The organism is Variovorax sp. GW822-FHT04A09, from assembly GCF_058801005.1.
In genome coordinates, this window is the sequence record NZ_JBXAMV010000002.1 from 351,972 (window position 1) to 374,053 (window position 22,082).

Annotated in this window: 22 protein-coding genes; 8 read left to right on the plus strand and 14 right to left on the minus strand. The window is 69.7% G+C overall.

The window, feature by feature from the left end; translation table 11 throughout:
* Positions 1-31: 31 nt before the first annotated feature.
* Together AC1RLW_RS12750 and AC1RLW_RS12755 are read right to left on the minus strand one after the other, a co-directional pair.
* Positions 32-442, minus strand: a complete 411-nt coding sequence (locus AC1RLW_RS12750) for a VOC family protein (protein ID WP_095949610.1) — start codon at positions 440-442, stop codon at positions 32-34.
* A 31-nt stretch (positions 443-473) separates the two neighbouring features.
* Positions 474-920, minus strand: a complete 447-nt coding sequence (locus tag AC1RLW_RS12755) for a helix-turn-helix transcriptional regulator (RefSeq protein ID WP_369629846.1) — start codon at positions 918-920, stop codon at positions 474-476.
* A gap of 183 nt (positions 921-1,103) precedes the next feature.
* Between AC1RLW_RS12755 and AC1RLW_RS12760 the strand changes: the two genes are divergently transcribed.
* Complete coding sequence (locus tag AC1RLW_RS12760; RefSeq protein WP_062474353.1) at positions 1,104-1,310, plus strand: hypothetical protein; 207 nt, start codon at positions 1,104-1,106, stop codon at positions 1,308-1,310.
* 83 nt (positions 1,311-1,393) lie between these two features.
* Here AC1RLW_RS12760 and AC1RLW_RS12765 read toward each other — a convergent pair whose 3' ends face one another.
* The 9 genes from AC1RLW_RS12765 to AC1RLW_RS12805 form a co-directional block, all read right to left on the minus strand.
* Positions 1,394-2,020: a LysE family translocator gene (locus AC1RLW_RS12765; protein ID WP_492738876.1), complete on the minus strand. Its 627-nt coding sequence runs from the start codon at positions 2,018-2,020 to the stop codon at positions 1,394-1,396.
* Between the two features lie 70 nt (positions 2,021-2,090).
* Complete coding sequence (locus AC1RLW_RS12770; protein WP_493193295.1) at positions 2,091-2,381, minus strand: DUF2277 domain-containing protein; 291 nt, start codon at positions 2,379-2,381, stop codon at positions 2,091-2,093.
* 89 nt (positions 2,382-2,470) lie between these two features.
* Positions 2,471-2,908 carry a hypothetical protein gene (locus tag AC1RLW_RS12775; RefSeq protein ID WP_095949607.1) on the minus strand — a complete coding sequence of 146 codons (438 nt, stop codon included), beginning with the start codon at positions 2,906-2,908 and terminating at the stop codon, positions 2,471-2,473.
* A 181-nt stretch (positions 2,909-3,089) separates the two neighbouring features.
* Complete coding sequence (locus AC1RLW_RS12780) at positions 3,090-3,455, minus strand: nuclear transport factor 2 family protein (RefSeq protein ID WP_062474347.1); 366 nt, start codon at positions 3,453-3,455, stop codon at positions 3,090-3,092.
* 75 nt (positions 3,456-3,530) lie between these two features.
* Positions 3,531-3,878 (minus strand): NIPSNAP family protein, encoded by a 348-nt coding sequence (locus tag AC1RLW_RS12785; protein ID WP_369629843.1) that lies wholly within the window; start codon positions 3,876-3,878, stop codon positions 3,531-3,533.
* An 18-nt stretch (positions 3,879-3,896) separates the two neighbouring features.
* Positions 3,897-4,739 (minus strand): hypothetical protein, encoded by an 843-nt coding sequence (locus AC1RLW_RS12790; protein ID WP_493193298.1) that lies wholly within the window; start codon positions 4,737-4,739, stop codon positions 3,897-3,899.
* Positions 4,736-5,248, minus strand: coding sequence for a phosphatase domain-containing putative toxin (locus tag AC1RLW_RS12795; protein ID WP_493193299.1), 513 nt, complete (start codon positions 5,246-5,248; stop codon positions 4,736-4,738). The genes AC1RLW_RS12790 and AC1RLW_RS12795 overlap by 4 nt, the downstream gene beginning before the upstream one ends.
* A 41-nt stretch (positions 5,249-5,289) precedes the next feature.
* Positions 5,290-5,934: a putative DNA-mimic protein gene (locus tag AC1RLW_RS12800; protein ID WP_493193301.1), complete on the minus strand. Its 645-nt coding sequence runs from the start codon at positions 5,932-5,934 to the stop codon at positions 5,290-5,292.
* 88 nt (positions 5,935-6,022) lie between these two features.
* Complete coding sequence (locus tag AC1RLW_RS12805) at positions 6,023-12,013, minus strand: alpha-2-macroglobulin family protein (RefSeq protein ID WP_493193955.1); 5,991 nt, start codon at positions 12,011-12,013, stop codon at positions 6,023-6,025.
* A gap of 183 nt (positions 12,014-12,196) precedes the next feature.
* Between AC1RLW_RS12805 and opgC the strand changes: the two genes are divergently transcribed.
* The gene (gene opgC / locus AC1RLW_RS12810) at positions 12,197-13,339 is read left to right on the plus strand and encodes an OpgC domain-containing protein (RefSeq protein WP_493193302.1); all 1,143 of its coding nucleotides are present in this window, start codon (positions 12,197-12,199) and stop codon (positions 13,337-13,339) included.
* A 47-nt stretch (positions 13,340-13,386) separates the two neighbouring features.
* Positions 13,387-14,196 carry a hypothetical protein gene (locus tag AC1RLW_RS12815; RefSeq protein ID WP_493193303.1) on the plus strand — a complete coding sequence of 270 codons (810 nt, stop codon included), beginning with the start codon at positions 13,387-13,389 and terminating at the stop codon, positions 14,194-14,196.
* On the opposite strand, the gene AC1RLW_RS12820 is transcribed toward AC1RLW_RS12815, so the two are convergent.
* Genes AC1RLW_RS12820 through AC1RLW_RS12830 form a run of 3 tightly spaced genes read right to left on the minus strand, consistent with a single transcriptional unit; the run spans position 14,197 to position 16,364 of the window.
* A complete protein-coding gene (locus AC1RLW_RS12820; protein ID WP_493193957.1) occupies positions 14,197-14,973 on the minus strand; it encodes an SGNH/GDSL hydrolase family protein in 777 nt (258 codons plus the stop codon).
* A gap of 46 nt (positions 14,974-15,019) precedes the next feature.
* Positions 15,020-15,772, minus strand: coding sequence for an anti-sigma factor (locus AC1RLW_RS12825; RefSeq protein WP_070062210.1), 753 nt, complete (start codon positions 15,770-15,772; stop codon positions 15,020-15,022).
* Positions 15,773-15,788: 16 nt separating this feature from the next.
* A complete protein-coding gene (locus AC1RLW_RS12830; RefSeq protein ID WP_235944176.1) occupies positions 15,789-16,364 on the minus strand; it encodes an RNA polymerase sigma factor in 576 nt (191 codons plus the stop codon).
* Positions 16,365-16,554: 190 nt separating this feature from the next.
* Here AC1RLW_RS12830 and AC1RLW_RS12835 point away from each other — a divergent pair, with 190 nt between their 5' ends.
* From AC1RLW_RS12835 to AC1RLW_RS12855, 5 genes are all read left to right on the plus strand, one after another.
* Positions 16,555-17,115, plus strand: a complete 561-nt coding sequence (locus AC1RLW_RS12835) for a DUF3455 domain-containing protein (RefSeq protein WP_493193305.1) — start codon at positions 16,555-16,557, stop codon at positions 17,113-17,115.
* A gap of 97 nt (positions 17,116-17,212) precedes the next feature.
* Positions 17,213-17,752: a hypothetical protein gene (locus AC1RLW_RS12840; protein ID WP_493193307.1), complete on the plus strand. Its 540-nt coding sequence runs from the start codon at positions 17,213-17,215 to the stop codon at positions 17,750-17,752.
* A gap of 28 nt (positions 17,753-17,780) precedes the next feature.
* The gene (locus AC1RLW_RS12845; protein WP_493193309.1) at positions 17,781-19,082 is read left to right on the plus strand and encodes a hypothetical protein; all 1,302 of its coding nucleotides are present in this window, start codon (positions 17,781-17,783) and stop codon (positions 19,080-19,082) included.
* 71 nt (positions 19,083-19,153) lie between these two features.
* Positions 19,154-21,346: an ATP-binding protein gene (locus AC1RLW_RS12850; RefSeq protein WP_493193311.1), complete on the plus strand. Its 2,193-nt coding sequence runs from the start codon at positions 19,154-19,156 to the stop codon at positions 21,344-21,346.
* Complete coding sequence (locus tag AC1RLW_RS12855) at positions 21,343-21,963, plus strand: response regulator transcription factor (RefSeq protein WP_493193313.1); 621 nt, start codon at positions 21,343-21,345, stop codon at positions 21,961-21,963. Before AC1RLW_RS12850 ends, AC1RLW_RS12855 begins: the two co-directional genes overlap by 4 nt.
* Positions 21,964-22,082 lie beyond the last annotated feature (119 nt).

Below are 22,082 nucleotides of genomic sequence, written 5' to 3' on the forward strand. Positions count from 1 at the left end.
AGGTCAGGGGGCTGCGGCGCCGGAGGCCGGCTCAGCGCGTCTGCTGGATGCGGATCAGGTTGCCCGCCGGGTCGCGCACCGCGCAGTCGCGCACGCCGTAGGGCTGGTCGGTGGGCTCCTGCACGATCTCGGTGCTGCGGGCCTGCAGGCGCTCGAAGGTGCCCTCGAGGTCGGGCGTGGCCAGCAGCAGCGAGGCGAAGGTGCCCTTGGCCATCATCTCGGCGATGGTGCGGCGCTCGTCGTCGGTGAGCCCGGGCGTGGCGGCCGGCGGATACAGCACGATGGAGGTGGCGGGCTGGCCGGCCGGGCCGACCGTGATCCAGTGCATGCCGCCGTAGGCGACGTCGTTGCGCACTTCGAAGCCCAGGGTGTCGCGGTAGAAGGCCAGCGAGGCCTGCGCGTCGGTGTGCGGAAGAAAGCTCGAATGGATGCTGAGATTCATGATGGCGAGGGTCCGTGGTTGTGTCGGGCCGTCATGCTAGGTGCGAGGCGGGGTTTCGCGCTTCTCGATTCCTGATCGGCCGCGTCACTTGTTTGGCGATGCACGCCGGCATGCCCGCCGTCGCCTGCGCCGCCTCGCGCCGGTAGACGCCGGGCGACACGCCCACCAGCTCCGTGAAGCGCGTGGTGAAGGTGCCCAGCGAGGCGCAGCCGACCTCGAAGCAGACCTCGGTCACGCTCAGGTCGCCACGGCGCAGCAGCGCCATCGCGCGCTCGATGCGCCGCGTCATCAGGTAGGCGTAGGGCGACTCGCCATAGGCCAGGCGGAACTGGCGGCTGAGGTGCCCGGCCGACATGTTCGCGTCGCGCGCGAGCGCTTCCACGTCCAGCGGCTGCGCGTGCTCGCGGTCGATGCGGTCGCGCACGCGGCGCAGCCGTGCGAGGTCGGGCAAGGAGGGCTGGGGCTGCGTGGCGGTCATCGGCGGGATCGTGCCACGTCGCTACGGCGTGCTCAAGCGCAGGCAAAGGTTCCACATCCGGTAACGAACTTCACACAAGCGCCTGCATCTGGACACCCGACGCGCACGCAGCGGGGCTTCAATACGGTACGGGCTCGCAGGAGGCGCGCCCGACCGTACAGCCCCACCCAAGGAGAACTCCGCATGACGAAAACGCTCGCGCTTCTGCTGGCCGCCTCGGCCATCCTGGCTGGTTGCGTGGTCGCACCCTACGACCGGGGCCCGCCCCCGCGCGGCCACGGCTACGACCGCGACCGTGACGGCGTGCCCAACCGCTACGACCGTGACCGCGACAACGACGGCGTGCCCAATCGCTACGACCGCCGGCCGAACAACCCCTACCGCTACTGACACCGGGGCCGAAGGCCCCCAAAGAAAAAGACCGCGAGGCGCGCAGCCCCGCGGTCTTTTTTCTTGCGCGTGTGTGAATGTGCTCAGGTGGCGCGGCGCGCCATCAGCGCCCACAGGCCGGCCGCGCTCAACAGCGAGCCACCCGCCAGGTGAAAACGCCGCTGCGCGCGCGGCGAGGCGAGCAGCCGGCCGGCCGAACTCGCGAACACCGCGTAGAGCGTGGCGTTGAGCGTGGCCAGCGCCACGAAGGTCAGGGCCAGCACCCACATCTGATGCGACACGTCGGCGCCCGGGCTGATGAACTGCGGCAGGAAGGCCACGAAGAACACGATGCCCTTGGGGTTCAGGGCCGTCACCAGGTAGGTGTTGGCGAACAGGCGCCAGCGCGAGGCCGGTGCGGCCGGCGCGGCGGTCTCGGTGGACGAGATGCCGGCGCGCAGCAGCTTGATGCCCAGGTACAGCAGGTACAGGCCGCCGACCCACTTCACCACCGTGAACCAGAAGGCCGACGCGGCCAGCAGCGCGCCCAGCCCCAGCAGCGACACCACCAGCGCGGTCGAATCGCCCAGCGCCACGGCGGCCACCAGCGGCACGTTGGCGCGGCGGCCGTGCGACATCGAATAGCTGATCACCGTGAGGATGGTCGGCCCCGGAATGATCAACAGCAGCGCCGAAGCGGCGACGAAGGCGAGCCAGAGTTCGATGGGCATGGGTGTTCCTGAAAGAGGGAAGGAGAGAGGGAAGGGCGGTGCGCCGTTCAGCGCGGGAACGAAGTCTTTTTCATGCGTCCGAGGTCGAAGCAGGTGCGCCGAAACGCAGCGTGGACCGCGCCTTGGCGCGCTCGGCCTCGATGGCCCGGTCGCGCGGCTCGGCCGTGGTCACCAGCGATTCGATCAGCCGCGCGGCCGTGGCGGCCACCTCGTCCACGGCGCGCTCGAAGGCCTGCTCGTTGGCGCGCGAGGGCACGCTGAAGCCGCTGAGCTTGCGCACGAACTGCAGGGCGGCGGCGCGGATCTCCTGCTCGGTGGCAGGGGGCTCGAAGTTGTAGAGGGTCTTGATGCTGCGGCACATGGCGAATGCTCCGGTCAGGCGCGGCGCAAGGGCCGCGCGGCCAGTCTAGCGAAACAGCGCCTGGTTGCGCAGCACCCGCCGGGCAAAGGCTACTTCAGGCTCAGGACACCCAGCCCCAGCCCGATCACCCCCAGCACGAAGCTCACGAGGCTGATCTGCAGCGGGATGCGGTAGGCGGGATCGGGGTGGTCCCAGTGCGCGCGCAGCACCTCCAGCGCGGTGGCCCGGCGGATTTCCATCGCGCAGCCGTGAAAGCCCTGCATGTTGATGCTGCTCTTGGGAATCTGCAGCGCGAGCCGGGTCTCGTAGTCGATCTCGATGCCGTCTTCGGGGAAGCCCGGGTCGCGGCCGATGCCCCGGATCATGCGGCAGCAGCGCTTGCCGGCGTTCGTCTTCAGCACCACCCAGGCGTTGCGCCCGCCCAGCGGCGCCAGCCGCAGGTTGTGCACGCGGATCAGCGAGAAAGCCTCGTAGTCCGCCGGGTTGGTGAACGAGCGTTGTTGCGTGACGTGGAGTCCTGTGACCATGATTTCCTCCCTCTGTGAATGAACGCCGGTGCGCCTGCCGGACAGCCCGTGCAGGCGTCGGTTTCGACGTTAGTTCAGAAGGCGGGAGGTGCCCATTGGCGTTGCCATGGAGAGAACGATTCAATCGTCAACAATGGTGAAGCAGACGGGCGATCCGGTCGCGGCGCGCGCCTGCCCGGGCTCAGTCGCCGTCGTAGAAGAACTCTTCGCGCACGATCTTGCCGTCCTTGACGGTGTACAGCGCCATCTCTTCCATCGTGAAGCGCTGGCCCGTGGGCTTCATGGTCACGTCGAAGCGAAAGCCGACGATGAAGCGGTCGTCGTGCGGCCAGGGGCCGGCCACCTGGAACGAGTGCACCTCGTGGTTGGCCACCCACCATTCGCCCTTGGCGCGGATGGCCGACAGGCCCACCGACTCGCGCGACATGCCGGGCGGCGCGCTGGCCTCGACGCTGACGGCCTCGGGCGCGTAGAGCGCCTGGGCTTCATCGAATGTCCCTGCTTTGCACAGCGCCACGAGCTTGGCGGCGATTTCCTGGGTGTTCATGCGTTTCTCCAGTGAGTTGGGGGGATGACGGGAGGCGCAGTGTAGGCCCGCGCACCGTGCGTCGTCGACAGATGTTCAACGCGCTGGTTCGTTGAGCGCGCGCAGGCTGTCGACGCCCTCCGGCGAGAGCCACAGCAGCGTGTTCAGGTAGGTCTCGATGCGGTCGACCAGTGCGCTGCGCGGGCCCTCGCGCCATTCGGTGGAACCGTAGAACGCCGCCTGCTCGGCCTCCAGCGCCTCGCGGCTCGCGTAGGCGCGCACGAGGTGGTAGCTCTCTTCCTCGTGGTCCGACTTGCCGTAGCTCACCACGTCCATGCCCTTGCCGCGCAGCATGGGCACCGCGCGCTCATGCATCGCGCGGTGAAAGTCGTCGAGGGTGCCGGGCTTGAGGCGGTAGGTGCGGATTTCGAGCAGGCGCTTCATGGGAGTGGACGGCAGCGTTCATGCGGGAATGCGCGGTGCTTCGACATCGTGCAGCCGCGCGCTGAAGTCGTACTTGTATTCGCAGTCGCCCGCGTAGGCCAGCGCGATCTTCCCGGTCCACGTGATGTCGAAGCGGTCGGTGCCCGCGATGCGGTCGAAGCGGATGCGATGGTGGGCCGCGGCGTCGTGCCCGAGCAGGTAGATGTGAAAGACGTTGTCTTCCATGTCGTCGGGCGGCGGCAGGTCGATGCTGACCTCGAGCCCGTCGAGTCGCGCCAGGCTGAAGTCCTGCAGTGCGCAGACCGCGAAGCCGCCGCCGTCGCCCCAGGCGGTCGACGACAACGTGCAGCGGTGGTAGTTGGTCCAGACCCCGGGTGCGTCCCAGTCGGAGGGGTAATCGATGTCCTCGCCTTCGGGCTCGTCGATCTCGCGCTCGGCGTCGTAGTCCTCGCTGCGCAGGTGCAGGTCGAACCACACCTCGTTGTTCCTCACGGACGCTGTCCAGCGGAACTCCTTGATGGGATGGCCTTCGGGCCAGGGGTTGCCGGCGAAGTGAATGCGGTTTGGAAGCGTCATGGGGCGGGTGTCGTGTGTGTTCGTTGCGCTGTCGTGTGCGCGGGCATGGGCGCTGTCGTCCGCGATCGCGACGCAGCGCTCCAGCAAACCGGCCTCGCGCACCTCTTCGGTGGTGTTCACCTGGAACACGTTCTTGCCGCAGTCGCTGCAATACCGGACGCCGGGCGTGTCGGTGGCTTCGAGTGCGTCCCAGGGCTTGGGGCACGAGAGCGATCCGTCGTGCGCGCTTATCGACGGCGCCCGCGGATCGACCGGCGCGCGACCGATGCGGATCGACTTCTTCATGGGGGCGGTGGGCGGTGGGTGCCGAGGATGTACTGCGCGACCCATTCCGCCTGTTCCGGTGTGTCGGGCATGTCGACGCCCCGCGAGCGGCTCAGCAGGTGGAAGATGTTCTGGCGCGGAACGCCGAGCCCGTGCAGCAGGCTGCCCGCGATGAGGCCCGTGCGGCCGATGCCTGCGCGGCAGTGGATGGCGACGGCCTTTCCGCTCGCCAGTTCGGCGCCCAGTTCGGCAATGAAGGCCGCCGCGTCCCGCTGCGATGCCGGCAGGCCTCGGTCCGGAATCGGGAAATGCCGGAACACGATGCCATGCTCGGCGCACAGCGCAGGCTCTTCCCGGAGTTCAAGTGCCCTGATTTCCTGCGCCTCGAGCAGGGAGACCACCATGTCCAGCGAGGCACGCTGCCAGGACGCCACCTCGGCGCGCAGCAGCTCACCGCCGCGCGGGCGTGCCATCAGGCCCAGCCGATGCGGCTGTATGTCGCGGACCCAGTGGATGGTGGTCTCGAACATGGTCTGCGGACCTTACAGCCGATCGATCAGCCGCATCGCCCTCAGGTGAAAACGATCGCCGTCTTGTGCGCGATGCTCAGCCGCGCCGATTCGTACAGCAGCAGCCACGACTCGATCTCCCGGTAGAGGCCTTCGTCCTCGCCCATGCTGTCGGCGATCCGGGCGGCTTCCTCGTCCGACAGCTCGCCGTCCGAAAGCGCGATGCCGAGGGCGGGCGCCACCAGCACCAGTTCCTCAAGCAACCGGTACGACGAGCCGAGCATGCCACCGGGCAGGTCGGTCTCGTCTTCCCCGGCAAAGATCACTTCGTCGAAGTCGACCGGCAGGTAGAAACCTTCCGCGTCGGAGTGGCACAGCAGGTGGCTTTCGAACATGCCGGCCACGTCTTCGAGCGTCTCGTCTTCCGTGGGGTCGGCGTCCTCCGGCAGGGGCGTGGCGATCCAGCCGGGCGTCGTCACGCGGTGCGCGTAGGCGCGGCGCAGGTAGTGGATGAACGAATAGGGCAGGCCGTCGAGCGGCGCGCGGGATTCGAGCGGCGGCAGGCTGCGGGGCTCGACGTGCGGCGGCAGGCCGGCTTCGGCGAGCTTGCGGTTCGCGGCGGCGAAATCCGCCTCGAAGTGTTCGGCGCCTTCGGGATCGTTCTCGATCAGGTCGGCGAGGATGCCGACGCAAATGGCCAGGCCCATGGGGTTCTCCAGGTTGTGGGTTCGTCGCGATGGTGACGAGGCGCGGTGAAGGCGGGATGACGGCCCGCCTTCACCGTCGGTTGCCCCGTTACTTCGCCGCCTCCACCTTCACCCGCGCATTCGGCGTCTCGCCGAACATCTCGGGCGCGTACATCGCTTCGACGCGGCTGGGCGGCAGCGCGAAGTCGCCGACGTTGTTCAGGCGCACGGTGTATTCCATCTTCACCACGCCCTTGGGCAGGTACTCGTAGTAGCTGCGGAAGGCCTCGAAGCTGCGTTCCTCGAAGGCCGGCCAGCCGCTGCCCGACTTCTTCTCGCCCTGCGTGGCGATCTGCGAGTCGCGGCCCAGGCCGCTGCCCAGGATGGTGGCGCCGCCCGGGACCGGGTCGGTGATCACGACCCAGGTCATGTCGGTGCTGGCGTTGACCTCGATGCTCACGCGCAGCACGTCGCCGCGCGTGTACTTGCCGGCCACGGCCTGCTCGACCGGCGTGACGGTCTTCTTCAGCGCATAGCCCGCCGCGAACGGCGCCTTCAGCTGCACGGCGGCCAGCGACTGCAGCGTGAGCCACGGCTTGCCGGTGCCCTGCTGCGTGACCAGCAGCGTGTCGCGCACGGGCGCACCCGTGGGCGATGCGGACCAGGGCAGGAACATCGTGTTGTTGCGCAGGTTGCCCGGCGAGGCGGGCGCGCCGAACATCGTGGTCTGGTTCGGGGCGCCGGTTGCGTCGCTGGCTTTCACGCGCTCGACCTTGCTCCAATCGACCTGCGCCTTCACCGCGCCCAGCGTGGCGGCGGTGACGCCGGCCACCGGCGTGCTCTCGAACACCTTGCTGAACTTCTCCAGTGCCAGCCCGCCCCACAGGTTGGCGGTGGTGGTGTGCCAGGCGCCGTTCTGCTGGCGGCCGATGAAGCCGTTGGCGAGCTTGCCGATGTCGTCCTTCCAGGCCGGGTCGTCCATCACCGTGAGCAGCAGGCGCGCGGTGTTGACGTCGCCGTTGGTCATGAGCCACCACCAGTAGTCGTCCTGCTCGGTGCTGAAGATGAGCTTGGTGCCCTGGTAAGACAGGCGCGCCTTCAGCACGTTGTTGGCCTCGTCCAGGCGCTGCTGGCGCTGCGGCACGTCGTTCACGCGCTTCAGGATGTTGACCCAGTCGATCACCGCGCTGGTGGGCCACTGGTTCGGCGCGATGGTGATGCTGCCGAGCATGCTGCCCTTGGCCTTGCCGTAGCGCGACAAGGCTTCGAGCGCGGCGAGCTTGCGCACGTCCAGGTCCTTGCGCGGGCTCCAGAACTCGCGCGTGACGCGGCCTTCGACGAACGCGATCAGGCCCGACTCCATCGGTGCGCGCGCGTCGTCGGCGAGCGCGAAGGCCGGGTTGAGCTGCGCCGCTTCGTGCGTGGCCGCGAGCAGGTACGACGTGAGGATGTCGCTGCCGCGGTTGGCTTCGCCGTCGCGCGGCGGGAAGTAGCTGGCGAGGCCGTCGCTGTCCAGGTAGGTGGGCAGCGTGGCCAGCACGCCCTGCCACATCTTCGCGTCGCGCAGGCCGACCGCCTTGCTGGTCTTCTGCTCGAGGCAGCTGAAGGGGTAGTTGGCGAACCAGTCGCGCACGCCCGGCAGGCCTTCGGCCAGCTTGGGTTGCAGCGACATCTTCAAGCCGCCGCGGCCGGGCAGGGCGTCGGCGGGCGGTGCCACGTCGAGCGTGAACGGCCCGTCGACCTGCACCAGCGTGGCCTGCTGCACCGTGAGCGGCACGGCGGGCACGATGCGCTGGCGCACCTTGAGCGCGTCGCGCGCGCCACCGACGGTGTCCTTGGCCTCGATCTCCCACAGGATGGCTTCGGCACGCGTCTGCGCGAGCTGCGCGGGCGCGGTCACGTTCCAGGCCACCTCGCGCGATTCGCCGGCCGGAATGTCGACGGTCTGCGTCTCGAGCGTGAGCAGCGTGGCGCGCGGCGTGGCTTCCACCTTCATCGGCTTCTGCGTGGTGTTGCGCAAGGTGATCTGCGCGCGGAACTGGTCGTCCTCGCGCACCAGCGGCGGCAGGCCGCTGATGATCTGCAGGTCTTGCGTGGCCTGGATGCTGGCCTGGCCGGTGCCGAACAGGCTGGTGCCCGCGTCGGCCACAGCCACGATCTTGAAGGTGGTGAGCGCGTCGTTCAGCGGCACCGTCACCACGGCCTGGCCGTTGGCGTCGAGCACGATCTTCGGGTTCCACACGAGCAGGGTGTCGAGCAGTTCGCGTGTCTGGCCCTTGCCGCCGCCGCCGCCCGCGGGCACGGCCTTGCGCCCGTAGTGGCGCCGGCCGACGATTTCCATCTGCGCGGTGGAGGTGCTCACGCCCCAGCTGCGCCGCTGCAGCATCGCGTTGAGCAGGTTCCAGCTGTCGTTGGGCATGAGCTCCAGCAGGGCCTGGTCGACCGCGGCCAGCGCCACTTCGGCGCCGGCGGCCGGCTTGCCGTCGGGCAGCTTGGCGGTGATGGTGACCTGCGCCTTGCTGCGGATCGGGTAGCTGGGCTTGTCGCTGGTCACGGTCACGTCGATCTGGTGCGCGCGCGTGCCGACACGGATCTCGGCCATGCCCAGGCGGTAGGCTGGCTTGCTCAGGTCGACCATCGCGGTGGGCGCGACGTATTCCTTGCCTTCGTACCAGAAGGCGGTCCACCACTCGCGCGGCGCCTTGAAGCCCCAGGTGAAGAAGCTGTACCACGGCACTTCGCGCAGGCGCCCGCGCAGCGCGAGCACGCTCACGTAGGCGTTCGGGCCCCACTCGGGCTTGACCTGCAGGCTGACCGTCGGGTCCTTGCCGTCGAGCTGCACCACGTGCGTCTCGATGATGCCTTCGCGCTCCACGGCCACGAGCGCGGTGGCAAAGCGGAACGGGCTGCGCACCTGGAACTTGGCGACCTCGCCGGGCTGGTAGCTCTTCTTCTCGGGCAGCACGTCGATGCGGTCGTTGTCCTCGCCGCCGAACCACAGTTCGCCCTGCTTGGTCACGTAGACCGAGCTCACGGCGCTGGCGCTGCGGCCGTCGCTGTCGGTGGCGCTGGCCACCAGCTCGACCTCGCCGGCCTCCTTCAGCTCCGACTCGCACAGCAGCAGGCCGCGCGAATCGCTCTTGCCGGAGCAGACGGTGCCGATGTCCTTCGTTTCGGTCTTGTTGTCGTAGGTGTAGAAGCCGCCCACCATGCGCTTGCGGCTGGTGGTGGTGATGCGCGCCACGGCGCGCACGTTGAGCGTCACGCCGGCCTGGGGCTTGCCCGTGAGGTCGAGCGCGAGCGCCTGGAACTTGAGCTTCTGGCTGGTCGAGACCCAGCCCTCGGTCTTGATGCCGGCGATGACCGACGCGGGCCACAGCGTCTGCGTGCTGCGGATGGTCTGCACCTCGCCGTTCGGGTCGGCGTAGGTGGCTTCGAGCAGCAGCTCGCGCGCGGCCTTCACCTTGGGCACCTTGTCGATCGTGACCTTGCCGGCGCCGTCCTTGTTCAGCGTGAGCGGCAGCTTGTCGGCGATCACGCGGGTGTCGTTCACGCTGTTGAGGTCTTCCTCGCCGGCGCTGGTGTCGGCGGCGGTGGCGGCTTCGCTGCCGTCGCCGGCGGCGCGCGGCGGGTTGAAGCTGAAGGCGTCGTAGTCGGAAAAGCTCAGGCCCTTGCCGCGCACCATGGCCGACACGCGCACCGGCAGGTTGGCGGCGCCGCCGCCGGCCACGTAATTGATCTGCACGTCGGTGGGCACGCTCGTGGCGGCCACCAGCGGCTTCTTCTCGGTGGGCGCGATGCGGCCTTCGAGCACCGGCAGGCGGAACTCCTCGACGCGGAAGATACCGGTCGAGTAGGTGCGGTTGTTGCCTTCGTCGCTGGTGCCGTCGCCGCTGCGCAGCTCGACCTGGTACACGCCGAGCTTGGCGGCCGGCGGAATGGCAAAGCTGTTCTCGGCGCTCAGGCCGCCGGTGGCGGTCTTGCGCCAGGCCAGCGGCTGGGTGAAGCGCTGGCCGCTGCCCATGTGGGTCACGACCAGCGTGTCGGGCCGGTTCTCGGGCAGGCCGAAGCCCTTGCTGGTCTGCGTGCGCAGCAGGCTCTTCATCGACACCGTCTCGCCGGCGCGCAGCAGCGTGCGGTCGAAGATGGTGTGGGCGATGCCGTCGGGGCGCACGTCCAGGCTGGTGGGCACGTTGAAGCGCCAGGGCTCGATGCCGCGCTGCCAGTCGCTCCAGGTGAAGGCGAGGTCTTCCACGCCCTTGTCGTCCTTGGCGCGCGCGCTCACGAACCAGGCGCTGGTCTCGTACTCGTTCGGGCCGTTGCAGCTCGGTGCATCGGGCGACACGCCGTTGAGCATCACGATGCCGCTGGCGTCGGTGGTGCCGGTGGCCACGGCCTTGCCGTCGCAGCTGGACACGCGCACCTCGGCGCCCGCCACCACCTTGCCCTTGTCGAGCGTGGTGACCCAGGCCATCGAGTTCTCGCGGCCCAGCTTGAAGTGCACCGCCAGGTTGGTGGCCAGCGCGGTGGTGCGCACGTACATCGTGCGCCCGGCGTTGTAGCGCTCGTCGAGCAGGGCTTCGCCGAGTTTCTGCGAGGCGATCTCCAGCACGTGGAAGCCCGGCGTGAGCGGGATGCCGACCACTTCGAAGGGGCGCGGGTCGCCGCTCTCGGCCTTGGGCATGTCCAGGGCCTTCACGCCCGGCTGGCCGCCGAGCAGCGACACCATGCGCGTCTGCACGTGCGAGCGTTCGTTCTTGTCGATCACCGGGGGCAGGGCGCCCTTCACGTCGCGGCGCGCGGTGTCGCGGCTGACCGTGTAGCTGTCGTAGCGGCGCACCTTGCGGTACCACGCGATGATCTCGGCGTCGGTCTTGGGGTTGAGGTCGCTCACCTTGCCGGGCGTGAGCGCCTGCACCATGAGTTGCGGCTCCACGCGGCGCACGGTGACCGGCATCATGGCCGGGGTGCCGGGCTCGGCCAGTCGCTCGATCACGCCGAAGGGCGAGGCCGCGAACTTGGCCAGCGGCGGCATCGCGCCGGTCGCCACCTTCAGCGGAAAGCTGCCGGGCGTGCCCAGCGCGCGGCCCGAGGCGTCCTGGAAGCCGGAAGGCAGCTCGATGCTGAACTGCGTGCTCTCGGCCAGCGGCGGGCCGAAGCTCGCGCTGTTGACCACGTCGTCGTCGTTCTGCGAGCCGCCGCCGCTTTCGAGCGTGGCCTTGATCGTCTTGCCGTCGCCCTTGAGCACGATCTGCGACGCCACCTTGCGCGTCACCGGCGCGTTGAACTGCAGCTGCATCGGGCGCAGCGGCAGGCAGGCGGCCTGCGCGTTCTCGCGCTCGCAGGTGAAGGACACGGCGAAGGGTTCGCGCACCTGGTAGTCGAAACGGCGTTCCACGTTGTTGGCGACGCCCGACGGCGTGGCCACGCCCTTGCCGTAGACGACCTGCACCTTGGCGCCGGGCGTGAGCGTGCGGTTGCACTGCATCGTGATGAAGCGCAGCGGGTCTTTCGCGGCTTCCTTCTCGCGGTGGAAGGCCTTGAGCAGTTCGGTGCGCGCCTCGCCCTCGAGCAGCTTGGCTGGAATGCGTTCGCCGACGCCGTCGGCCGCGCACCAGACGTTCTGGCGCACGCTGTCGATGGTGGCCGCGCCGTTGAGCTCGAGCACGAACATCTGCTGCTCGTCGATGCGGGCGTAGGTGCCCGGCATGTAGTTGCGCACGAACGGGCCGCCGCTATTGAATTGATAGCGTTCGGGGCCGGTCAGCTCGCCGCCGCCGGCCGGCTTGAAGGTGGGAACGCGGGTGACCGAGCAGCGCACGCCGGGCGGCAGGTCGTTCTCGAAGTCGTAGACCCAGGCCTTGGCGTCGGTCCAGCGGCCGGCGCCCTTGCCGGCCTGCGCGTCCGAGCAGCTCACGGTGAGCGGTGCGGGCGCCTTGGGGTCGCCGAAGTTGACCGCCGCCTGATCGAATTTGGCGACGACCTGGCGCACGCGCGCCACTTCGCCCTGCGGGGTCAGGCTGGTGATCTGAAGTGCATGGCCCGGGCCCGCCGCGAGCGCGCCGGCGGCCAGTAGCAATGTCGGAATGAAACGGTTCACGGAGTTCTCCACCTTGAGGCAGCGCGCAGCGTAGCCGATTTGCATGGCGCTCCGGGAGTGCCAAGGGTCATAGGCCGTCCGTGTTTGAAGCCCGCGTTCGGTCGGCGTACGCCGGTCTTCTTACAATCGCTGACGTCGTGCGTGCGCTGCGCAGACCGCCACCAAGACCTCGCCGCCGACCGAATGAAACGCTACTGGGAAATAGACGCCTTGCGCGGGCTGATGCTCGTGCTGATGACCGTCACCCACCTGCCCACGCGGCTGACCGATCCGCTGGGCCAGCCTTTCGGCTTCGTGTCGGCCGCCGAGGGCTTCGTGTTGCTGTCGGCCTTCGTGGCGGGGCTGGTCTACAGCCGCATCGGCCACGTGCGCGGCGTCGACTCGATGCGCCAGGCCTTCTGGCGACGCGTGCTCAAGGTCTACCTGTGCCAGGCGGCGATCCTGCTGTTCCTGTTCACCGTGATCGCCGCGCTCGGCGTGCACATCGACCAGCCGGCGGTCAAGAACCTCGTCTCCTATTACCTGGCGGAGCCGCGCGACGGCTTCCTGTTCGGGCTGCTGCTGATCTACGAGCCGCCGCTGCTGGACATCCTGCCGATGTACATCTTCTTCATGCTCATGAGCCCCTGGGTGCTGGCCTTTGCCATGCGCCACGGCTGGACGCTCGTGATGGTGGCCAGCGCCACGGTTTGGGCGATGGCGCAGTTCGGGCTCAGCGAATGGGTCTACGGGCTGGCGGTGCGCTACCTTGGCGTGCTGGTGCCGTTCCACGAGATGGGTGCCTTCAACACCTACGCCTGGCAGTTCCTGTGGTTCGCGGGCCTGTGCCTGGGCGCCAGCCGCAACGCGCCCGAGGCCCGGCCGCTGCGCTTTCCGGCCTGGCTGCTCGTGCTGGCGGCGGGCATCGCGCTGTACGGGTTCTACTGGCGCCACACCGGCATCAACGGCCAGGCGCCGTTCGGCGGCGATGTGGAAATGAACCTGCTGTTCGACAAGTGGCAGCTCGGCCCGCTGCGCATCGTGAACCTGGTGGCGCTGGGCATCCTGGCGGTGCGCTTCGGGCCGTGGCTCATGCGCAAGATCCCGCGCCTGCACTGGCTCGAGGCCATGGGCTCGGCCTCGCTGCCGGTGTTCTGCGCGCACCTCGTGGCGGTGCTGCTGGTGCTGGCCTTCTACGGCGACAACCAGATGGCGCGGCCCTGGTGGGGCGACGGCCTGCTGCTGGCGGCGGTGTTCGCGGGGATGTACTTCGTGGCGCGCTTCACGCGCGGCGCCGACGTGCCGCCGCCGGCGGACGATGTGCCTTCGGAGCCGGCGCCGGCGTAGGTGTCCGCAGGGAGCGCCGCTCGTTTTTTGAGAAGAGGGGGAGGGCGATGATCGATTCCGTGCTTTGGAGACGTGCACTGGCGGCCTGCGTGCTGGCGTGGGGTGCGGCGGCGCAGGCGGCGCTGCCGGAGGCGGTGCAGCAGGAAGTGCAGCGCTGGCTGAACTGCTACAGCCCGAACTATTCGTCGGCCTGCGAAATCGCACTCGACAGCAGCTCCGCCCTTGGCCGTGTGCGCCGTGGTTCGGCGCTCCTGCTGGGCTCGGAGGTCGATGCCGCGACCCGCGCCCGCGCAATGGAAGACCTTCGCTCGGCGGCGGCAGAGGGCTATCCGCCTGCCTACGAATCCCTTGCGGTCTTTCTCGGGCGTGGCGCCGGCTGGAGCGAGGGCCTGCGCTGGCGCTGGCTCGGGGCCGAGCACGGCGATGCGGACGCGGCGAAACAGCTGAGCGGACGCATCGGGCTCGATGGGGCGGATCGCCAGTCGGCGGCCGACCGGATGTTCCTGTCGTGGGTCCACTGCCATCCCGCTTCGTTCGAGAGCAGCGGGCCCACGATGTCGGCCTTGAACGATGCGCGCAAGGCCTCACCGGGCGCCGACCTGACGCAGGTGATCGCCCAGGTCCACGCGAAACGGCTGAACGAAGCCAAGGCCAAGGCCGAGAACTTCCTGCACGGCTGCGTGCCGGGCGCCTACTACCTGTCCAGCCTCTCGCCCGACGACCAGGCCTGGGTGCGCAAGACGGTGCGTGCGCGCATGGTGCAGACGCTGAAGAACATCCAGGCGGCGGTGCGCAAGTTCCCCGACCTGGAGCTGCTCACGCTCCCCGAATACCAGAACCTGCTGCCGCCGCCCTGATCAGGGCGCGTTGGAAGGCGAGGTGGGCACCGCAGGCGGCATCGGCAGATGCGGCGCCACCACCGACTGCCACAGCCGGTAGCCCTCGTCCGTCAGGTGCAGCCGGTCGCCGCGGAACAGTTCGGGGCGTGGCCGTCCATCCGCGCCGAGCATCGGCGTGTGGATGTCGATGTACTCGCTGTTGGGCAGCAGGTTCAGGTAGGCCGAGATCACGTGGTTGGTCTCGCGGATCTGCGGCATGAGCTGCTCGCGCGACGGGCTGGGCTTGACCGAGATGAAGCTGATGCGCGCGTCGGGCAGCTCGGCGCGCACCGCGTTGGCAAAGCGCGCGAAGCTGTCGAGCACCTGCAGCGGCGTGCGGCCCTCGGCCAGGTCGTTGTCGCCCGCATAGAGCACCACCTGCCGGGGCTTGTAGCGCACCACGAGGTCGCGCGCGAACAGGGCGCAGTCGGCCAGCGTCGAGCCGCCGAAGCCGCGGTTGACGATGCCGCCCGGCACGCGGGAAAAGTCCTGCGACAGGCGCGTCCACATGCGCACCGTGGAGCTGCCCACGAACACCACGCCGCCGGGTTGCGGAAAGCGCTCCTGGTCGGCCCGCGCGAAGGCGGCCAGCTCGTTGTGCCAGCGGGCCTTGGCGGCGAGGTAGGCGGAGGCGGTGTCGGCGGCCGTGGCGCCGTCGGCTTCGTAGGGGAAGGCGGCGGCCGCGGTCTGGGCCTGGGCGGTGAAGGCGGCGGTTGCCAGCAGCAGGGCGGCGGTGGCCGCCAGCGCGGATTTCATCGAAGGCATCGGAAAGAGAACGGAAGCGGAGAAATTCAGGACAGGGTCAGAGCGTTTTTTCGATCAGCGGGCCATGGAACAGCACCGGCCCGGTCGGGCCGCCCGCGCTCGGGACGCCGCCCTTGGGCTCCAGGCTGATCGCCAGCGCCGGCACGCGCACATCGGATTCCGAGGCGGCCAGCCGCAGCGCCGGTGCATTGTCCAGCACGCCGAGCGAGCGCGGCGCGCCGCCGGGCGGCAGGGCCCACAGCTGCAGCGACTTGTCGGCGCCTTCGCGGAAGCTGCCCACGCGCTGCAGCACGAGCTGCTTCTTCTTCGGGTCGAAGGTCACGAGCATGGAGGCGGCGGCCTTGTCGTCGGACAGCACGGCCACGTACTGCACGGCGGGCGCGTTGATCAGCTGCTCGCGCAGGTTCAGGCCCACGCCCACGGCCAGCACGGCCACGAGCGCGCCGGCCGCGGCCGCGCCGCGCCACAGCGCGAGGCTGCGCAGCCAGCCGCCCGTCGATGCAGAGGCAATGGGCGCGGCGTTGTCGCGCTGCCGCTCGAGGGCCTGCTGCGCCTGCTCGGCGTCGATCAGGTTGCGGATGCGGGTCCAGACGGCCGGGTCGGGCGTGACCGGCTGCTGCAGCTCGGTCATGCCGGCCAGCCGGCCCTGCCAGACCAGCGCGGCGGCGCGCACGGGCGCCTGCTCGCGCGCCAGGGTTTCGAAGCGGCGGCGGGCGCCGCCGCGCAGCGTGCCCAGCGCATGGCTGGCGGCCAGCAGTTCGAGCAGTTCGGGGTGGGCAAGGAGGTTCATGGGGCGGGTCTCGTGATCAGGCGAAGCGGCCCATGCAGGTGCGCAGCTTCTCGAGCCCGCGCCGAATCCAGGTCTTCACGGTGCCCAGCGGCAGCTTGAGCTGTTCGGCCAGCTCGCCGTGGCTCATCTCGCGCAGGTAGGCCAGGCTGACCACCTCGCGCTGGCGGCCCTCGAGCTGGCTCAGGCACTGGTGCAGCGCCCAGGCCTGCTCGCTCGCATCGGCCATGTCGGCCGGGTTGGGCGTGTCGGATTCGAAGGTGTCGGCCATCAGCTCGTCGAACTCCTGCGTGAGCTGGGCGCGGTCGGCGGTTCGGCGGCGCAGCAGGTCGAGCGAGCGGCTGCGCACGATGAGCCCCAGCCAGGCCAGCGGCGGACTCAGCGAGGCGCGGTAGTCGCCGGCCACGCGCCAGATGGTGAGGAAGGACTCCTGCAGCACGTCTTCGGCCCACTCGCGCTGGCGCACCACCCGCATCGCCAGCCCCATGAGGCGGGGCGCGGTGCGGTCGTACAGCTGTCGCAGGGCGGCTTCGTCGCGATGGCCGATCCGGTCGATCAGCGCCATCAGTTCGGCGTCGGGGCTGGGTGCGGTCATCGGCGGATTGTGGGGCATCGGTGCGCATGCCCAAGGTACGGCCCGGCCGGGGCGGCGGATTCAGCGCGGCCCGCCTGAATCCACCGGCCATCGGGCTGCGTACACGGGACAGGGGGCGTCGAGATGCAGAACTCCAGACGGCGGCTCTTTCTCTTTCACCACCGATCAAACAGACACCGAGGAAACGACCATGCACATCCGCACCCTGACCGTCCTGGCTTCCACCACCGCAGCGGCGCTTGGCCTGGCCGCCTGTTCCGGCATGGGCGCCAAGCCCCTGCCGATGTTCTCGCAGGCCAGCCTGCCCGACGCTGTGAAGGTGCCCGCCGGCCACCGCGTGGCCATGGAAACCGTGGGCGCCGGCGACATCACCTACGAATGCCGCGCCAAGGCCAACACGCCGGGCGCGCACGAGTGGGTCTTCGTCGGCCCCGACGCCAAGCTGATGGACCGCGCCGGCAAGCAGGTCGGCAAGTACTACGGCCCGCCCGCCACCTGGGAGAACGCGGACGGCTCGAAGGTCACGGCCACGCAGGTGGCGGTGGCGCCGAACGGCACCGGCAACATTCCCCACCAATTGGTGAAGGCCAACCCCGCCACCGGCATGGGCGCCATGCAGGGCGTGAGCTACATCCAGCGCGTCGCCACGCAGGGCGGCGTGGCCCCCGCGGCCGCCTGTGGCGCCACGAACATGGGCCAGAAACAGGTCGTGAAGTACCAGGCCGACTACATCTTCTACCGCGCCGGCTGAAGCGCTGAAATCCCCCGCTGCGCCGCCGTTTGGAAACATTCGGCAACGTATACTGCGCCGCAAAACGGAGCGGGACCGCGTGCGCGCGGGGGTGGGAATGAAGCAAATTGCGATCGTGGTCGCGCTCTGCGTGGGCGCGTGGTATTTCTTTATCGGCGGCCGCAAGCTCGACGAGGCGATGGCGCGCGACTACTACCGCAAGGAAGCGCACGCCATCTATTCGCGCGATGCGCAGGCGCTGTGCAAGCAGCTCAGCCGCAAGGCCGTGATCGAGAGCAAGGTCACGATGATGGGCCGCACCGTCGAGAGCAGCCACAACCGCGAGGAAGCCTGCGAGGCGGTCGAGAAGACCTTCGAGCTGTTCCGCACCGTGGGCGACCGCATGGGCGGCATCCTCACCATCGAGTACGAGTACCACATCGACGCCGTCGAGGTGGCCACCGACCGCAAGAGCGCCGTCGTCACGGGCACCAGCGTGCTCAAGATGGGCGAGGCCGCGCTCCAGTACAAGACCAGTTTCAGCCAGCGCCTGGAGCGCGAGCTCGGCCAGATGCGCCTCGTGCATTCCAGCGACGCCACGGTCGTGCGCATGGGCGGCGCGGGCGCGATGAGCCAGAGCGACTTCTTCCGCAAGTAGCCGCCGCAGCCGCACTCCAGGCCCCGCCATGATCGACCGCGACTCCCTGCCGCCGCCCCCGCCGTTCTGGCACCGCCTCAACAGCTTCTTCGCCTTTCCGCTCCAGCTGCGGCCGCTGGCCTACGGCCTGGTGCTGTCGTTCTGCAGCCTGCTGTTCGAGGCCGTGTTCTTCCTGCCCGATGCGCTGGCCTTCGTCGTCATCGAGGTCGGCATCATCCTGGCGGCCAGCCGCTACGGCTTCAAGGTCATTGCGCTGGGCGCGCGCGGCATCCGCGACTCGGCCGACTTCGGCCGTGAATCGAGCGACGAGTGGACCTACCTGCCGTGGAAGCTCTTCGCCATCTCGCTGGTGCAGACGATGCTCATCGGCTGGCTCGCGTGGTACGAGCCGGTGCTGGGCACGGTGGGCCTCTTCATCATGTCCTTCACCTTCCCGGCGGCGGTGATCGTGCTGGTGCAGTCGGGCAGCTTCTTCCAGGCCATGAACCCGGGCTATGTGATGGACGCGATGCGCACCATCGGCTGGCCTTATGCGCTGCTGTGCTTCTTCCTGTTCCTGCTGAGCACGGGCGCACAGGTGGCGATCTCGATGGTGCTGCCGGTGTTCGACGGGCGCATCGTGCTGCCGATCGTCAACTTCGCGTTCATCTACTTCGGCTGGGTGATGGCGAGCCTGCTGGGCTACGTGATGTACCAGCACCACGACGCCTTCGGCATCGACCTCGTGCCCGGCGCGGGCGCCGACATCGGCGCGCCGGCCGACTGCCGCACGCCCGCGCAGATCGCCGCGCAGCGCACCGACGCCGAGGTGGCGCAGTGCATCACCGACGGCGACCTGTCTGCCGCGCTGGGCATTGCCTACGAGGCGCAGCGCACCGCCGACGCCGACGACCTGGCCGCGCAGCGCCGCTACCACCGCGTGCTGGCGCTCATGCCCGACAAGAAGGACACGCTGTTCGACCACGCGCGCCGCTTCATTCCGCTCTTGATGCGGCGCGACCTCGCGTCGGATGCGCTGAAGGTCTTCAAGGCCTGCCGCGTGATCGACAAGGGCTTCGTGATCGACGACCCGGCGATGGTCATCGCGATGGCGCGCGCCGAATGGCGCGGCGGCGACGCGCACGGCACGCTCGCGCTGCTGTCGGGCTTCGACAAGCGCTTCCGTGGTCACGCGGCGATCCCGCAGGCCTACGAACTCGCGGCCCGTGCGCTGGTGCAGGGGCTGGGCCGCGCGGACATGGCGCAGCCGATCCTCACCACGCTCGAAGCCCGCTACCCCGAGAGCGAGCAGACGCAGGAAGTGCGCTGGCTGCTGCGGCCGGCGGCCTGAGAGAGGGCCGGCCCGCGGATCAGGGCAAAATTCCGCACGCCGCGCCGGCCGGACCTGCGGACCTGCCTCCCATGCCGCCCCTTTCGCCCGAACCGTCCCTTCCTGCTTCCCCTTCTTCTGCATCGCCGGCGCGTTCCCGCCGCCGCGCGCTGGTGGCCTGGGCGGGCGCCGTGGCGCTGGCGCTGCTGCTGATCGCCGTGGCCGGCCAGTGGGCGGCGCGGCGCGAGGCGAATTTCCAGGCCGACTCGATCCGCCGCGCCATGGAAGTGCACGTGCTCGGCCTGCGCGACGCCGCCGGCAAGTACGGCTACCTGCCGTTCACCGCCGGCATGCACCCCGACGTGCTGGCCGTGCTGGCCCACCCGCAGGACCCCGCCGCGCGGCAGCGCGCCAACCACCACATCGAAGAGGTGAACCGCCTCGCGGGCTCCGACGCGCTGTACCTCACCGACCCGCAGGGCCTCACGCTGGCCGCGAGCAACTGGGCCACGCCGCAGAGCTTCGTGGGCGAGTCGTACGCCAACCGGCCGTACTTTCTCGATGCGCGGGCCGGGCGGCGCGGCCTGTTCTACGGCGTGGGCCAGACCACGGGCGAGCCGGGGCTGTTCATGTCGGCGCCGGTGCGCGCCGAGGGCGGCGGCGAGGTGCTGGGCGTGGTCACCGTCAAGGTCAGCCTGCGCCAGCTGCACGACGCCTGGGCCTTCGTGCGCGACCCGATCCTGCTGACCGACGCGCGCGGCATCGTGTTCCTGAGTTCGGTGCCGGGCTGGATGTACCAGGCCACGCGGGCGCTGAGCCCCGCCGACCTGGCCGGCATCGAGCACGACCAGCAGTACGGCACGCGCACCCGCTTCGCGCCGCTGCCCTGGCGCGTCGAGCACATCGAGGGCGCGCCGGGCTACCTGGTGCGCACCACGGTCGGCGGCAAGGCGCGCCGTTTCCTCGCCGTGGACGAGCCGCTGCCCGACCTCGGTTGGACCCTGACGGTGATGGCCGACCACGCCGAAGTCACCCGCGCGCGCGAGCGCACCTGGATGCTCGGCCTGCTGGGCGCCGGCGTGCTGCTGCTGGGCGCGCTGTACTGGCGGCTGCGCGAGCGCCGCTTTGCCGAGCAGCGCGACGCGCGGCGCGACCTGGAGCTGCGCGTGCGCGAGCGCACCCACGAGCTGGACCAGGCCCATGCCTTCCGCAAGGCGATGGAAGACTCGCTGCTGGTCGGCATGCGCGCACGCGACCTGCAGGGCCGCATCATCTACGTCAACCCGGCCTTCTGCGAGATGACCGGCTACGGCGCCGACGAGCTGCTGGGGCGGCTGCCACCGTACCCCTACTGGCATCCCGACGACGTGACGCAGCACTGGTTCCACTACGAGGCCATGATGAGCGGCCAGCCCGCGCGCTCGGGCTTCGAGTCGCGCCTGCGGCACCGCGACGGGCACGAGGTCATCACCATGGTCTACACCGCGCGGCTCATCGACGCCGACGGGCGCCACAGCGGCTGGATGAGCTCGGTGGTCGACATCACCGAACAGAAGCGCGCCGAGCTGCGCCAGCGCCAGAACGACGAGCAGCTGCAGCACGCGCAGCGCCTGGCCAGCCTGGGCGAGATGGCCTCCACGCTGGCGCACGAACTCAACCAGCCGCTGATGGCGCTGAGCAACTTCGCCAGCGCCGCCAAGGCCTTCGCCGCGCAGGGCAACCAGCCGCTGCTGGCCAGCAGCCTCGACGAGACCGTGGCGCAGGCCAAGCGCAGCGCCGAGATCGTGCGGCGCATCCGCGGCTTCGTGCGCCAGCGCACCGCCGGCACCGAGGACTGCGCCGTGGCCGCGCTGGTGGCCAACGCGCTGGCGCTGCTGCAGGGCGAGATGCGCCAGCGGCAGGTGCGCGCCGAGGTGCGCGTGGCGCCCGCGCTGCCGCCCGTGCGCGGCGACCGCGTGCTGCTCGAGCAGGTGCTGCTGAACCTGCTGTCCAACAGCCTGCAGGCGATGCAGCAGGGCACGCCGCCCGACCGGCGCGTGGTCGAGGTCGAGGCCGAGTTGCATGAAGGCCGCGTGCACATCCGCATCGCCGACCACGGCCCCGGCATCGACGCCGCGCTGGCCGAGCAGGTCTTCGCGCCGTTCTTCACCACCAAGGCCGGCGGGCTCGGGCTGGGCCTGAACATCTGCCGCACCATCGTGGAGGCCCACCGCGGCCGGCTCTCCTTTGCCGACCGGCCCGGCGGCGGCACGGTCTTCACCCTCGAACTGGAGGCTTCCCCGTGAACGCACCCCTGCTTGCCAACCACCTGTGCGTCGTCGACGACGACGAGGCCGTGCGCCGCTCCCTGGGCCTGCTGCTGCTGTCGCGCGGCCATGCGGTGCAGGCCTTTGCCTCGGGCGAGGCTTTCCTGGCCGGCGCCGACCTGCAGCGCCCGGGCTGCGCCATCCTCGACCTGCGCATGGAGGGCATGAGCGGGCTGCAGGTGTTCGACGCGCTGCGCGCGCAGGACAGCCCGTTGATCGTGATCTTCCTGTCCGGGCACGGCGACATCCCGATGGCGGTCGAGGCGGTGCAGAACGGCGCCTTCGGCTGGCTGGAAAAGCCCTGCAACGACGAGCGCCTGCTCGACAGCATCGCGAAGGCGTTGCAGAAAGCCGAAGAGATCGCCGTGCGCCGCCAAGCCCGGCAGGCCGCGCAGGCGCTGTGGGCCAAGCTCACGCCGCGCGAGATGCAGGTCGCCCGGCTCGTGGCCGAAGGCCTGCCCAACAAGCGCATCGCGCAGGAGCTGGCACCGCTGGAGCTGCGCACGGTGGAAACGCACCGGGCGCACATGTTCGCGAAGCTGGGCTTTTCGAGCAGCCTGGAGCTGGATCGCTTCCTGCGGGAGCATGGACTCTAGAACTTAGGGTTTACCCCTGCGTACCGGTACGTAGCCCCGCGGGCGGGGGCTACGGACGACAGCGCGCCCCCGGCGGACCAGACTCCCCGGCACGGCTTTCCGCGGGCTTCGCGGGGGCT